Consider the following 15,309-nt stretch of genomic DNA (forward strand, 5'->3'; position numbering starts at 1 on the left):
AAATCATGTCTGGTGAAACGCTTTCGGCTGATGTCGTCATTATCGGAGCAGGAATCTGTGGGTCCCTGCTCGCCCATAAACTCGTCCGCAACGGTCTTTCTGTCTTGTTGCTGGATGCCGGTCCTCGGCGTGATCGCTCGCAGATTGTGGAGAACTGGCGGAATATGCCGCCTGACAATAAGTCCCAGTATGACTACGCAACGCCCTATCCCAGTGTTCCCTGGGCTCCGCATACCAACTATTTTCCGGACAACAATTACCTGATCGTCAAAGGCCCGGACCGTACGGCCTACAAACAGGGCATTATCAAAGGCGTTGGTGGCACAACCTGGCATTGGGCAGCCTCGAGCTGGCGGTATCTGCCGAACGATTTCAAGCTGCATTCCACGTATGGCGTGGGGCGTGATTATGCCATGAGCTACGATGAACTCGAGCCTTATTACTACGAGGCAGAGTGCGAAATGGGTGTGATGGGTCCTAACGGAGAAGACATCACGCCGTCTGCGCCCCGCAAGAACCCCTGGCCCATGACGTCCATGCCCTATGGGTATGGAGACCGTACTTTCACTGACGTGGTCAGCAAGCTTGGCTTTTCGAACACGCCCGTGCCACAGGCCCGCAACAGTCGTCCGTATGATGGCCGCCCTCAGTGCTGTGGAAACAACAACTGCATGCCGATCTGTCCGATTGGCGCCATGTACAACGGGGTCTATGCCGCACTGAAGGCAGAAAAGCTGGGGGCCAAAATCATCCCGAACGCTGTCGTTTACGCGATGGAAACGGATGCCAAGAACCGGATCACGGCCATCCGCTTCTATGACCCGGAAAAACAGTCACATCGTGTCGTTGCCAAAACGTTCGTCGTGGCTGCAAACGGCATTGAAACGCCTAAACTGCTTCTGCTCGCAGCCAATGATCGCAACCCCAACGGGATTGCAAACTCATCGGACCTTGTTGGCCGGAACATGATGGACCATCCGGGCATCGGTATGAGCTTCCAGTCTGCTGAGCCTATCTGGGCTGGCGGCGGTTCGGTTCAGATGAGCTCCATCACGAACTTCCGTGACGGTGATTTTCGTTCGGAATATGCCGCGACCCAGATTGGCTACAACAATACGGCTCAGAACTCCCGTGCAGGTATGAAAGCGCTGTCCATGGGGTTGGTTGGTAAGAAACTGGATCAGGAGATCCGCCGTCGTACCGCCCATGGCGTGGACATCTATGCCAACCATGAGGTCCTCCCTGACCCGAATAACCGTCTTGTGCTCTCCAAAGATCACAAAGACGCTCTCGGTATTCCACACCCGGAAGTCACTTATGACGTGGGAGAATATGTGCGTAAGTCGGCGGTCATTTCCCGGCAGCGTCTGATGGACATTGCCAAGGCCCTTGGCGGAACGGAAATCGAGATGAGTCCGTTCTTTACGCCGAACAATCACATCACCGGGGGCACGATCATGGGCCATGATCCGCGTGATTCTGTCGTGGATGAATGGCTCAGAACCCATGATCACGCCAATTTGTTTCTCGCAACGGGCGCAGCAATGGCGGCGTCTGGAACGGTGAATTCCACTTTGACGATGGCTGCGCTCTCACTCCGCGCTGCCGATGCCATTCTCAATGACCTGAAACAGGGGTAAGTGTTTTGTACAAACTATTTCAGCGCCGGACCGCTGGCGCCGTCCTAAGTATTCTCGTCGCAGCATCAAGTCTTACAGGGTTTGCATCAGCGAAGGATCTGACAGTGAATTTGGTGAACTCAAATACCCTCATTGACCAGGCCAAGAAGCTGGCTGCGGCCAGTCATGCCCGTGTCGCTATCGCTATTGTCGATGCGGGAGGAAATCTGGTGTCTTTCCAGAAGATGGACGGGACACAACTCGGGAGTATTGAACTGGCCATCCGCAAGGCCAAGACGGCGCTGTCTTTCGCGCGCCCGACTGCTGACATGGAACATGCCCTCAACAGCGGGAATTACATGATCAGCACGCTACCGAATGCCCTTCCCGCCGGCGGTGGATACCCGATCATGGTGAACAACGAACTCGTGGGAGCGCTTGGCCTGAGTGGTGGCGAAGGTGAAACTGATGCCCATCTCGCGCAGTCCACAGTCACCACCTTCCTGAAGACTTCAAAGACAACGAGCACTGAATGAAAACCCGACGTCCAATGCACAGGAAAAAACTCGTTGGATTTTTCCTGTGCGCGGCTTTGGGTATCATTGGTCCCGGCCGTCAGGCGCTCGCACAGAGCGAAACTTCCCAGAACCTTGCGACACCTGAGTCTTACAAGTCCCGTGCCTTTGCGATGGAAGGCATGGGCACGTTCGCGGTCGGTCCCCTCGTCCCGTCTCTTTATGGAAATCCTCATTTGTTTGGAGACTGGGGCGGTGCGCAGACATGGCTGACAAAGCACGGCATGTACCTGAATGTCGCGCTCAATGAAGAATATATGGCCAATGTCACAGGTGGCCGCACGCGTGATAATGTGCTGGCTGGTCAGGTTGCTGCCGAACTGGATGTGGATTGGCAGCAGCTTGCCGGTGTGAAGGGTCTCTGGACGCATCTTCTCGTCATTAACGGTCATGGGCGCAGCTTCAGCCACACACTCGGCGATTCAGTGACCAATCCTGAACAGATCTACGGTGCCCGCGGTAACGTTGTCGCGCATCTTGTCTCAATGTATGCGGACAAATCCTTCCTGAATGACCGTATTATTTTGTCTCTTGGCGATATTCCAACGGGAAGCTTCTTTGCGTTTGATTACGTCGCTTGCTCTTTCATGAATGTCTCTGTTTGCAGTAATTTCGCTCCTGGGAAGTACGTCCCAGGTGGCCGCGATTGGCCGTCTGGGAATCTTGGTGGTGTGTTGCGTCTTCGGCCAACGGAGCAGACCTACATCATGGGAGGCGTCTTCGCGGTTTCGCCCCATAGTTACAACGGCGGCATTTCAGGCTGGGCTCTGGCTCAGAGTGGATTGGGTAAGGTCTCGTCGCAGATTGAAATCGGGTGGATGCCGTCTTTTGGCAAGAATAAGCTGCGAGGCAATTACAAGCTTGGTGCCTGGTACGATAACTCGCGCTATCCGAACCTGTACGAAGACGTCCATGGTAACTCCTTCCAGGCTACGGGCCTTGGGCGGCGCTATGAAGCCGGGATGACGTCCGCCTGGTTCATGTTTGACCAGATGCTGGTCCGTAATGGGCCGGGCGTTACCGATGGGCTTATTCTTATCGGCGGTGTTGGATATGCGCAGGGCAATCTTGTTGCCATGCGGGATCATGAATGGATCGGCATAGTCGATAGCGGGACGCCGTGGCATCGAAGTGGTGATCAGGCCGGTATCATGTTCCAGCATATGGACATGAGCCATACCGTGACGCTTCAGCAGGAATCATCCCTGGCGCTTGGTCTGCCGTATCTGGATAATCAGTGGGGACCTGTTTACGGGGTGCAGCATTGGGAGAATGTGTACGAAGCGTTTTACAGCACCCACATTATGCGAGGCACAACCTTGCAGGCGGATTTCCAGTATCTCCAACGCCCAGGGGCTACGACCACCTTCAAGGACGCCGCTGTTATCGGGGGGCAGCTGACAGCGAACTTCTAAGATTTCAGTAGAGAATTTGCCAGATTGGTTGGCGTGATCAACCTGAACGGCGGCTCTCTACTGAATCGTTTATCAATGATTTTAAGCTAGGCTATCGAGGCGCAGGATTTGTGACCCATATATGGAATTTCCGTTAAGCCAGCTTCCTGATACGGGGCTTGATCAAGGAAAAAGTGCGTGGTTGTTTACTGCCGAGCCATGGATACAGTAGATGCCGTCATCTCCACGCGCAAACCTTCGGCGTCATAGTAAATTTCTGTTGTCCCTTGATGTCCGAGACCAGCTTTTAGCAGCCGAATTCCAAATCCTGTTCGGGTAGGTCTTGTTACCAAGGGGCCACCAATTTCGCGCCATATCAATATCATGGTCGTTTCAGGGCCGTATCCTTCAGTGGTCCAGCTTAAATCTACCAGCCCGTCAGGGGCATTGAGTGCACCATGTTTCAAGGCGTTCGTCGCCAGCTCATGGAAGACCATTGAGAAGGACGTTGCAGTGTCCGGACCAAGACACAGGAAGGGCCCGTTGACTTTAACCCTTTCCTTCATCCCTAGCGGAGCCAGAACGCCTGCTGCGAGGCTGGCAAGATCAGTAGAGCGCCAGTTTCTTTTCATCAGCAGATCATGCGCAGAGCCCAGTGCGATCAGGCGGGCTGTAAATGTCGCGAGCGCGCTTTGGTCTTCAACGCCACGAAAGCCTTGATGGGCAAGGCTTTGAACAATGCTGAGTGTGTTTTTCAGTCTATGCAGGATTTCATGGTTGATGAGGTCCTGTCGGGCAATCGTGTCCCACTCGTCCACACCCGCAAAAATTCTGTCGGCGGCCGTACGAATGAAAGACGTCTCGTCCACTGTCCATTCGCGCGCTTGAGAGCAATGCACGAAAAGGCACCCTGTCAGTTCGCCTCCTTTAATTTTTGGAACGAGAACCTGCGCAACAACCTGTACAGCCTGATAGGCTTCCTGTTCGACATTCATCCACGATGTATGGGTAATATCGTCCAGGATGAAGACGGACCCTCCGCGCAGGAAATCTGACGTGTGCCGGAAGGCCTCAAACGAAAACTCTCCACTGATGGGAGGTATGTCGGTCGCGCACCAACTTTGCTCCACTGTAAAGCGTTCGTCTCGCATTGAGATGCGCGCGAAACCTACCCGCTGAACGTTAAGGCGATTTCCCATCAACTGACAGATTTCTTCCAGGGCCTGCTGGCGCGTTTCGGCAGTCCGGAGTGCGTCACCAATCGCGAGGAGTGTTGTCAGCCGGGCGGTGGCATTTCTTTCGGGCGTCACATCCTGCAAGGTACCGATCAGACGGATTGGTCGACCAGTCTCGTCATGATCCAGAATCCCCTGACGCAGAACCCACCGTTCTTTCCCGTCGTCAGAACGCAGGATGCGATATTGCAGTCGTAATGGAGCAGTCCCTTCAAGGATCCGGTTAAGCGTAGGGACTGTAGCCTTGTCGTCAGGATGGATTAAGGCGACCCATTGCTCCGCCGACAACGTTGGTGTCTGAGGAAGGCCTGCAATACGGCAGACTTCCGGAGATACCGTAATGTCTCCCGACACAAGATCGTATTCGTAGATCCCAATGCCACCGGCAGCTCCTGCAGCCTGCTGAAGCGCATATTTTTCCAATGCATGACGACGTTCAGCTTCAGCTTCACGTGCCCGTTTTGCGGCGCGCTGACTACGAAGCTGCTGGGCTGTAAGGCGACGTTCCTGCGTAACTGCGGCCTGCCTCAGATCCATCAGGCGCATGGATTGTCGGGCAAGCGCTGCGAGGCCGTCTTTCTGGGGGGAAGACAACCCATTCGGCCGTGTCGCAAGATCGACAACGCAGAGTGTCCCAACCACCTTTCCCTGAGTATCGAACAGCGGATAGCCCGCATAAAACCGCAGCCCTGGCGTTCCACAGACGAGAGTATTCTTCTGGGTGTGTGGATCGGCCAGCATGTCTGGAATGACAACGGGCACCTTGAGGGCAATAACCTGCCCGCACCCGGAATTTGCCAGTGGCCCAAAAGGCTGGTCCGTACCGACGCGTGCTGAAAACCATAGCCTTTCCTGATCCAGTATGCTGATCAGGGCGATGGGTGTTTGACACAAAGCTGCTGCAGCGACGGCAATGTCGTTCAGGTCGGGGTCGGAAAAAGCCGCCAGATCCCCATAGGGATTTACCCTATCCAATCTATCGGCAGCGCCCATTCTCAAGGTGTATCCAAATCCTGCATGATTTTTAGTATAGTGCGAGTGGTGGCTGGCTCCAATCCCGTTTCGATGGAACGTATTGTCACGGTAATTAAATAAGGTGTGTTTCGCGCTTTGAATGACAGATTTTTGCGGCTGTTGAAAAAATTCCCAGTGAAGAAAAGAGCTGTTGCCACATGGTGGCAGCATAAACTCCCCGAATTTCGGGTCCATAACCTGTTAGATATGGCGGTAAACTAAATTTTTTYTCCTCCCTGATGGATTTTGATCAGGGAGGAGTTGGATTACTACGATTTCAGGAAGGCATGACCGGGAAATTATCCGTTGATGATCATGCCGCCATTCACATGGAGTGTTTGGCCTGTCACGAAGGATGCATCGTGGCTTGCAAGGTAAACATAGGCCGGGCCGAGTTCGGAGGGATCACCGCACCGTCCCATAGGAGTATCTTTCCCCAGATCTGCGACAGACTGGGGATCAACCGGCCCCCAGCTTGCCGGCTGAAGTGGTGTCCAGACTGGGCCGGGAGCGACTGCATTCACGCGAATGCCCTTGGAGACCAGTTGCAGCGCTAGCGCACGGGTAAAGCCCATTTCTGCGGCTTTGGTAGTCGAGTAAGCCAGAAGGGCTTTATTGCCTGCAAAGGCGTTGATGGAGGACGTATTGATAATGGCACTTCCCTCTTTCAGATGTGAGAGAGCGGCGCGGACCAGAAAAAAGTAACCGTTAATGTTGGTGTCCATGTGTCTTTGCCATTCTTCGTCAGAGATGGCGCTGATATCTTCCTGCACGATCTGGATGCCGGCATTATTGACCAGGATGTCCAGCCCGCCCAGTTCCTTGACCGTCTGGGCAACAGCATCATTACAAACCTGACTTGAAGAGACATCCCCAGCAATAGCAAGACCTTTGCGACCCTCCTTTTCGATCAGTCGGACGGTCTCTTTCGCATCTTCATGTTCTTCAAGGTAAAGGATCGCGACATCTGCCCCTTCCCGGGCAAAGTGCAACGCGGCAGCACGGCCAATTCCACTGTCTCCTCCGCTGATCAAAGCTTTTTTGCCTGTAAGCTTTCCGCTTCCTTTGTAGCTGGTACGAATATGTTCGGCCTTGGGTTGCATGAGACCTTCAAGGCCGGGCTGATGGTCCTGGGATTGGGGAAGTATATGGTCAGGCATGAAAAATATCGCTCCAAGATAAGGTCGATACCCTTACAGAAAGGGCGCTCCTGACATAATCAACACTTGGAACTGGAAAGTGTTTCCCTTATATGATCTCATAAAAATTTGAATGTAGTTTAAAATTATTTACAAAAAAAACAAAATTATTGAGATGTCATTTTAGGTATAGATAAAATGGAATAAAGCCAAAGAGGGTCCAGGCTATGATAAATATGAAAGGCGCCTGATGAGCAAAGAGAGCCCCTCGCTGCGCCCGTCGCATCATATCGCGGGTCTCGTCCTCGTTTGGAGCCAGTGTAAAGTCAGTCAAGGCTGGGCTACGGTGATGCAACATTCTTTGCTTTCCCTCCCATTTACCAATTGCGGCATAAGCTGCTCTGATGCCAGGAAGCGCCATGACCGCGAGGACAAATCCCAATAGTGAAAACAAGGGGGGAAGCAGAAGAACCATACTATCTCCCCATCTTTTCGTAGATCCGGTCATGGCTGTCGCATAGGCGATCACGAGAAAAGCCTGTGATCCTAGAAGGGCCTGAAGGCGGCCATTCACCACTTCAGTCTCAAACCGAATTTCAGAGCGGTAAAACGCAAGCAGCTCATTATCTGTGGGATGACCCTGCGCAATAATCTGGCTGGTATCTGGGGACGGTGATGCGGTTTCTACCATCTGGACCTTCGGTAAGATTGGAATGAGGAATAGCGCTCTGCTGCCCTGCGAGTTTCCTAACTTCGTGTCGCATTGGGTTTTTTAAGTATTACTCTGTGTAAATAATATAAAATATAACAATATTCATATGTATGTGTAGTATTAATTAAAAACATTCTTATAAATATATCGTACTGATTTATGTCGGGAATGATAAAATATTTTTCGTGGATTAGGTCGTGAGCCGATATATTTGGCTTGGGCTAATTATTTAGCATTCTCATAAATGCTTCCCTTCAGAATGCTGACAATATTTTGCACTCGGTCGCCTCTGAAGCATGAAACACATCGGAACCTCTTTTTATTCCGAGTTTCTTAAAGCTGAAATTTCATTGGGATCCGGAGAAGGCTTTTATGACAAAATATTATTAACATGTGTCTGAGTGAGTAAATGGGAAAGCATTTTTCTTCGTAAAAATATTATAAAACCAGTGCAAGTATCTGATCTTAAAAAATATTATTATTATATTTTTATTTTCCTATCTTGGGGTGTCAACTTTTTTTTTACCTTTAGAAAATTCATCCATATCCCTACCGCTCAAAATTGTGTCTCTGTCCCTATGACAAGATTCTGCAAACAATCTGGATGGAACGATTTCTGTTAAATTTGCTCTTCTAAATAAGGTTGGTTGAGCTAAAGCCAGCGATCAAATTTTACAGATATCAAAGAAATTCTGACCAGAAGGTTGCCGGATTCACAAGAAATACCATCGAGAAGTTTGAATTTCTCACGCTCTGGGTGGTTGTACCGTTAACGAATTCTCTTGGAGGGAATTATGAGTCACGTAACGAACGGCGTTCTATATGTTGATGATACCGTCAACGGAGGAACAAACCCTGGAAGTTTCTATACTTCAAGCTTCTCTTCGGTATCTGTGTCTTCTGGTGGTACTTACGGAAGCGCTTCGATTGTGTCTGGTGGCACAGTCGTGGTGCAGAGTGGCGGCTCAGTTTTTAACGATACGGTCTCATCGGGTGGCGTATTGACAATTTCCGCCGGTGGTAGCGGCAGTTATATCAGCCTGGCTGCTGGCGCGACATTCAATATCGGCACCAACTACGATAACCAACACACTACCTCCCTGACAGCTCTGTCAGGAACAAAAATTAATGTCTTGTCCGGTGGCATTCTCTCTAACGCAGACGCAGGTTCTTCTGGAACCATCGTTGTTAATGCTGGCGGAATTCTACGAAACGCTATCGTTTCCAAAGGCGGCGGGCTGGCAGTAACTGGAACAGCTTCCAACACAACCATTAATAATGGCGGTGTAATGGATATCAGCTCCGGCGGTCTGGCTTTCGGGGGAACCATCAATAACGGTGGCCAGGTCTTCGTAGGCTCTGGTGCGACCCTTTCAAGTGTGATCATCAACACTGGCGCCTCCGCTGTTGTTTCCGCAGGCGCCTCGACCGGCGCCCTGAAATTGAATGGCGGCACGCTCGATACGTATGTTGCCCCCTCGTTTGTCGCCGGTGGAGTTGTTAGCGGGACACTAATCTTTGAAAGCGGGGTCAAAGACGGCGGTTACCAGAAGCTCGGAACTGGGGTCACAATCAACCTGAAATCTGGAGCTGCGCTTTCCAACAGCACCATCGGTTCGGGCAATACTGTTGCAGTTTCTTCGGGCGCTACCGCGAGTGGACTGGTTATCAGCGGTGGTGGTCTCGGCGTTCAGGGTGCGACATCAAACACGACCGTTATCAACGGTGGCGTGGTGGATGTTGGGTCTGGCGGCAACGCCACAGGCAACACAGTTAGCAATGGCGGGTACCTCTACGCTGAGTCTGGTGGTACGATTGGCACCACCACACTTCAGAGCGGCGCAGTTCTCAGCGCTAAGGCTGGATCAACGATTTCGGGCACTGTCACGGCGGCCAAGGGCGCTACACTGACAATCCCGACAACTGCGGGTGGTACCATCGACCTGCAGGGTAATGGAAACGTCGGCCTGACCATCACCGGCTCAGGTAGCCCGACAACGGTTATTTCCGGATTCTCAGAGGACACAGCGGCAGGAACCGCAGACGGCATCACGCTGACGAACGTCAAAACCGCCGACGTTGTTTCCGTCACCTACCCTGATGCTGATCATGTCACGTTCACGCTCAAGGACGGTTCAGCTGTCACGCTGAACATCGTTGGCGTCAAAAACGTGGGCTATACTCTGGCATCTGACAGCAGTGGCGATCTCGTTTACGAGGTGTGCTTCCTTGCGGGCACCCTGATTTCTGGTCCGAATGGAAACGTTGCTGTGCAGGACCTTGTCCCCGGCGATACGGTTACGTCCTATCGTGATGGTGTGGCATACAGCAGCAAGGTCTCCTGGGCAGGAAAGGCGCATTGCGTCGTTCGCCCGGAAAAGGCTGATGATGAGGCCGGGTATCCGGTGCGTATCCTTGAAAACGCGATTGCTCAGGGTGTTCCTTTCCAGGACATGCTCGTTACATCTGAGCATTGCCTCTTCCTGGACGGCAAGTTCATTCCGGCCCGTATGCTCGTCAATGGTCGTTCGATCTATTACGACAAGTCCTTCACGTCCTATGACTATTTCCACATTGAGACGGAAGGCCATTCGGTCATCATGGCTAACGGTGCGTTGACCGAGAGCTATCTTGATACAGGCAATCGTCGTGCGTTCGAACAGAAGAGCAATGTCTTTATGTTCGGCCAGAAGGCGAAGTCTTGGGAGAACGATGCTGCTGCTTCGCTGACCGTATGCCGTGATCTGGTTGAGCCTGTTTACCGTCAGATCGAACAGCGTGCGCAGGCGTTGCAGTTCGCAGTTCAGGCACCGGCTGCTACGACCACTACGGACAGCGATCTGCATCTCGTGTCTGATCGTGGCCATCGCATCCAGCCGCTTCGCACGGTCGATAACCGCGTCATGTTCATGATCCCTGGCGATGTGGCGTCGGTCCGTATTGTCTCAAACAGCAGTCGCCTGTCAGATGCGATTGGTCCGTTTGTTGACGACCGTCGTATGCTGGGTGTGTTGATTGGCGATGTTTCGTTCTTCGACAGTGGCGTTACGGTGAAGATCAAGACGCACCTGACCAAGGAAAATCTGAGCGGCTGGCACAGCGTGGAGCACATCCCGATGCGCTGGACGAACGGCAACGCACACCTTCCGCTTGGTGCTCGACTGCCGGGTAGTATCGGTCTCCTTGCTATCAAGGTTGAGGCTGCTGGTCCCTACGTTGTTGCTTCGGCGGATGAGGCAGAGGTTGCTCTTAAAACGGCCTGAAGGTCATTCTCCTATCCGTAAAAGCTACGGATAGGATTTTCCTTCCAGTCAAATCAGAATTTCTGCTTTGGCTGGGAGGTTTTTAATATTCATGCGCTTTAGAAAACGCTCTAGCGCATAATTTAATAAACCAGCGCTCATGTTGTCCAAAGCTAGCGCCCTTTATTTGCAAAAATGCGGTCCCTTCACTCTGTTTGGCAAATATCCAAACATTCTCTGAAAAGCAGCGCTGAAATGACTGACGTTGCTGCATCGAGGTTCCCTCGCGGTGTCTGCCAAGAGAAAGCTCCGTGCGTATTTTACGGCGTCAAACTATCGCCATGGGCCAGGCTCGCGGATCACCTCGGCCTAGAGCCAACCGTTTATAGTCTTGGCCATAGCATTGTCATATGAATCCCATACACTGCCCTCGAATGGCTTGTGCCTTGCCTCAGGCAGTCATCGGGATAGAGAATGATCAAGTATGGAGAGCCGCGATACGAATGGTTGCCAGCCGGGCGTCCCCTGACGGGCAGCCTGCATGCATGGCCTGCTTATGAGTATTGAGCGAGAACCTCTCGTGCGCTCTCCTGCTGACAGGTCAACGACGGATGCGATGTGAATGAAACCGGCTTAGGGTCGCAAACAAGGTAAAACCGATCGGCGGTTTCCGTCGTGAGGCCAGTACGTCTGCCCGTCTGGATTTCTATCATGTTCCAGAACCAGCCGAACTGCCCGGGCACGCACTGCAGGGGGAAACTTTTTCACAGTATTGTTTATCAGACCTTCTTCTCGGAGAAATGGTCTCGGTTAAGTCCAGCGCGGTTTAATACGCCCGTTTCGGTCACTCTGATGTTCATCACCAGCCATGACGGCGACCGCCATCATGCCGCCTCTTGATAAAATTCTGGCGAAGACAGACAACTAGGCATTCACGTTCTGGCGGCTGGTTCTTGATCGGACATTCTTGCCGCCATTGCCAATTCGTATGTCCAGCATGAGGGGAGCAGTGGCCAGTCTTTGCGAAAGATGCTTGGCCCAGATCATAACAGCATGAAGCGTTCCGCCGATTTACCTGCAAACCCACCTCCTGTTGTCGGGTTCGCAGATTATTATGTCGGCGGTTTCGTAGATGGCTTTCACACACATGAGCGGGCACAGTTGTCTGTGTTCATGGCAGGGAGTGTGACAGTCACAACACATGAGGAAAGCTTCGTCCTTCGTCCTGGACAGGCGCTCTGGCTTCCTGCCCAGACGCTGCATCAAGCAACCTGCCGCACTGACCTGTCGTTTCAGGTCATCTATGTTGATCCTGATTTCCCCGGCGCTGGCACGCTTCCATGCAAGATGTTTGATGCATCTTCCTTGATACGGGGCCTGATGGACGAGATCATTGCCATGAGCTTTGAGTTTGCCATGGACAGCCGCATGTCAACGATTGCCCGGCTTCTCATCGATGAAGTGGAGCGCGCACCACGGCTTGCAGAGCGCGTGCTTCTGCCTGCCGACCCTCGTATGCGGCGGGTCTGTGAAGCGATTATCGCTAAACCGGGAGACTGTCGCGACATCGATCACTGGGCGCGCGCAGCCGGTATGGCGCGGCGCACTTTTACCCGCCTCTTTCAGTCTCAGATGGGTATGGGCTTCGCGGCATGGCGCCGGAGAGTACGGGTTGTGGAAGCCGCTTCCCGAATTGCGACGGGCCAATCGATTGCCGAAGTTGCCTTCGATCTAGGCTACGATAATGCCAGTAGCTTCAGCAGTATGTTTCATAGAACTTTTGGTGTCTCCCCGCGCGAGCTGAGAGCCAACTCGCCTACGGCTGCGCGGCTATAAAGCACCGGATTTCCAAATCTGGTTGCTCTGACTCTCATCGCCTCTACGTCTGGAAAACAGTAACAAACCGTTTCTTTTCCGCTCTGAGGGTGACCTATCTACAGTAATCGGGCCTTATTCAGTTGCGTTTGGGCCAACTGCGCGCTGGCAGCTTGAAGCTGTTTCCGAAGATGTCTAGGAGCGCAATTAAGTATCATTCTTAACAAAAAAAACCGGTCCCTGCCTCGCAACCAGCACGAGCCGGTAACGAAATGAGTTGGGTATGCAGCGCAGCAGGATAGTTTACACGGTTCTTTTCTCCCTCATTTTGAGCGATACGGCTTTTGCGGCTGAGCAAGAGAATAAGGCCAAGGATCCGCAGCAGTCTGGGGCGCCTGCCCCGGCTCAAGCGAGCGCTGACAATGCCAAAGCACGGAGCGCAAGGGTTGAACGGGTCGAGGTTCATGCTCGCAAGCCTTCAACAATTGCCTCTTCCGCTACGAAAATAAACACACCTCTTGTTGAAACCGCCCAGTCCGTCACCGTCATCACCCGTGACGAAATGGATACACGCGGTGTCCTGACACTTAATCAGGCCGTACGGTACGCCGCGGGCGTCACAGCCGATACGCGGGGTGGTGAAGGCACTCGGTATGATCTCTTCGATCTTCGCGGCTTTACAGTACCGACTTTTCTGGATGGACTGAAGTTCCAGGATAGCCCGACCGGTTTCGCCGTCGCCCAGACAGACACCTTCCGGCTTGATCGCGTTGAACTGCTCAAAGGGCCGGCTTCTGCCCTTTATGGGCAGTCCAGCCCAGGTGGTCTGACGGCGTTATCCAGCAAACTGCCGACGGATCAGCGGTTTTATGGTAGTGTCAATACAACTGGCGGCATGTTCGATCTATATCGTGTGGATGCTGACGTCGGCGGATTTGCGACCAAGGACGGTCTTGTCCGCTACCGGCTTTACGGCACAGTAAATGGGCAGCATACCCAGCTCAGCAGAACCGGTAGCCGACGCTTCAGCATTAGCCCGGCCTTTACCTTTGGAGGCGACGGCCCGACCACCCTCACCTTGCTGGGTAACTACCAGTACGATCCTGAGAGTGGTTCTTATGGCGGCGTGCCGCTGATTGGGTCGCTCAAGCGTGCTTCCTACGGCTACCTGCCCCGAAATTTCTACGACGGGGATGTCCCATCAGAAAAATTCAACCGCAAACAGGGTGCAATTACCTATATCTTCAATCACCGCTTCAACGATGACTGGAGCTTCAGCACGCGCGGTCGCTACGATGATATCAAGACCATCTATCGCAGCGTGTATAACAATGGCTACTACGACAGCGATGACGGTACGAGTGGGCAGATGTTGTCCCGCTCTGCATATGGAACGCACGAGCACACCTATAATCTGGCGTTTGACAGCCAGGTCAAAGGTCGCGTCCGCACTGGCCCGTTGCGACATGCCCTGATGTTCGGCTTTGACTATATGCAGCAGAAGGCCAATGACACAGAAGCCTATGGCGATGCTCCGGATCTGGATGTGCTCCATCCCGATTATCACATGGTCATTCCGGACCTGTCCCCGTATCTGAATTATGTCACTCATTCTCATCAGATCGGCGCGTATGGTCAGGATGAAATCCGCTGGCATCGGCTGATCCTTACGGGAAGTATTCGCAATGACTGGTATCGCTCGCATCAGGTTGAGTCTCTGACACCCTCTGACAACCGCCAGAGTTCAAGCCAGGTTACATGGCGTGCTTCCGGTCTTTATCACTTTGACTTCGGCCTCTCACCTTACATCAGCTATTCGACGTCTTTTCAGCCGCAGTCCGGCTCTGTTTCCAACGATGGCGGTGCGACCGTTCGCCAGGCCAACCCATCTATGGGCAAGCAGCTTGAGGGGGGCTTGAAATATCAGCTTCCCGGAACGTCTCTTCTTTTCACCGCCGCGGGTTTTCATATCGAGCAAAGCAACGTGCTCGTCTCGGTCGCGAACACAGGGTACAGTGTACAGAGCGGACTTGTTCACTCGGACGGTTTCGAATTTGAAGCCCATGCCGAGCCGTTCCGTAACCTCATGCTGACAGCCGCAGTGAGTTTCCAGAAGATCAAGGATGATTCAACAGGCAAGCCATTGATCCAGTCTGGAAAAGGAAACGCCTCCCTCTTCGCGTTCTACACAATGCCCTCCGGGCCGCTGAAGGGGTTCGGATTTGGTGGTGGTATGCGCTATTCCGCGAAAACCTACGGCGGTGAAGCAACATATGGCAGCGTCTGGCTTCCTCAATACGCTCTCTTCGATGCGTCCGTGAGCTATGATCTGGCGAACATGTCTCATTCGCTTCACGGCTGGAAAGCCTCTGCAAGCGTTCGCAATCTCTTTGACAAGAAATATATCGCGAACTGCTTCGCTTACGGTGCAGACGGACAATATTGCTACTACGGCGAGCGCCGAAATACCCAGGCCAGCATAGGGTATAGCTGGTAATTTTTACGGAAAAGGTTGCCAGAATGGTTTCTGGCAACCCCTTTCAAGAGGCTCATACCGTCATTTT

General features: G+C 52.8%; 9 protein-coding genes. 6 read left to right on the forward strand and 3 right to left on the reverse strand.

Annotated elements, in window-relative coordinates; genetic code table 11:
- Positions 1 to 5 precede the first annotated feature (5 nt).
- The 3 genes from KP702_RS10875 (at position 6) to KP702_RS10885 (ending at position 3,609) form a co-directional block, all read left to right on the forward strand.
- A complete protein-coding gene (locus KP702_RS10875) occupies positions 6 to 1,640 on the forward strand; it encodes a GMC family oxidoreductase (protein ID WP_252347408.1) in 1,635 nt (544 codons plus the stop codon).
- A 113-nt stretch (positions 1,641 to 1,753) separates the two neighbouring features.
- Entirely contained in the window at positions 1,754 to 2,155 is a 402-nt protein-coding gene (locus tag KP702_RS10880) for a heme-binding protein (RefSeq protein ID WP_373687845.1), read from the forward strand.
- Positions 2,152 to 3,609, forward strand: coding sequence for a carbohydrate porin (locus tag KP702_RS10885; RefSeq protein ID WP_215768926.1), 1,458 nt, complete (start codon positions 2,152 to 2,154; stop codon positions 3,607 to 3,609). Before KP702_RS10880 ends, KP702_RS10885 begins: the two co-directional genes overlap by 4 nt.
- A gap of 185 nt (positions 3,610 to 3,794) precedes the next feature.
- Here KP702_RS10885 and KP702_RS10890 read toward each other — a convergent pair whose 3' ends face one another.
- From KP702_RS10890 to KP702_RS10900, 3 genes are all read right to left on the reverse strand, one after another.
- A complete protein-coding gene (locus KP702_RS10890; RefSeq protein ID WP_215768927.1) occupies positions 3,795 to 5,816 on the reverse strand; it encodes a GAF domain-containing protein in 2,022 nt (673 codons plus the stop codon).
- Positions 5,817 to 6,136: 320 nt separating this feature from the next.
- Complete coding sequence (locus tag KP702_RS10895; protein ID WP_252348663.1) at positions 6,137 to 6,997, reverse strand: glucose 1-dehydrogenase; 861 nt, start codon at positions 6,995 to 6,997, stop codon at positions 6,137 to 6,139.
- 157 nt (positions 6,998 to 7,154) lie between these two features.
- On the reverse strand, positions 7,155 to 7,667 hold the full coding sequence (locus KP702_RS10900; protein ID WP_215768928.1) for a hypothetical protein: 513 nt from the start codon (positions 7,665 to 7,667) through the stop codon (positions 7,155 to 7,157).
- An 815-nt stretch (positions 7,668 to 8,482) separates the two neighbouring features.
- On the opposite strand from KP702_RS10900, the gene KP702_RS10905 reads away from it, so the two are divergent.
- From KP702_RS10905 to KP702_RS10915, 3 genes are all read left to right on the forward strand, one after another.
- Positions 8,483 to 10,951: a Hint domain-containing protein gene (locus tag KP702_RS10905; protein ID WP_215768929.1), complete on the forward strand. Its 2,469-nt coding sequence runs from the start codon at positions 8,483 to 8,485 to the stop codon at positions 10,949 to 10,951.
- 1,032 nt (positions 10,952 to 11,983) lie between these two features.
- Positions 11,984 to 12,766, forward strand: coding sequence for a helix-turn-helix domain-containing protein (locus KP702_RS10910; protein ID WP_215768930.1), 783 nt, complete (start codon positions 11,984 to 11,986; stop codon positions 12,764 to 12,766).
- A 262-nt stretch (positions 12,767 to 13,028) separates the two neighbouring features.
- The gene (locus KP702_RS10915; protein ID WP_215768931.1) at positions 13,029 to 15,242 is read left to right on the forward strand and encodes a TonB-dependent siderophore receptor; all 2,214 of its coding nucleotides are present in this window, start codon (positions 13,029 to 13,031) and stop codon (positions 15,240 to 15,242) included.
- Positions 15,243 to 15,309: the final 67 nt, after the last annotated feature.

The organism is Gluconobacter sp. P5B12 (genome assembly GCF_018812035.1).
In the GTDB taxonomy this organism is placed as follows: Bacteria; Pseudomonadota; Alphaproteobacteria; order Acetobacterales; family Acetobacteraceae; genus Gluconobacter.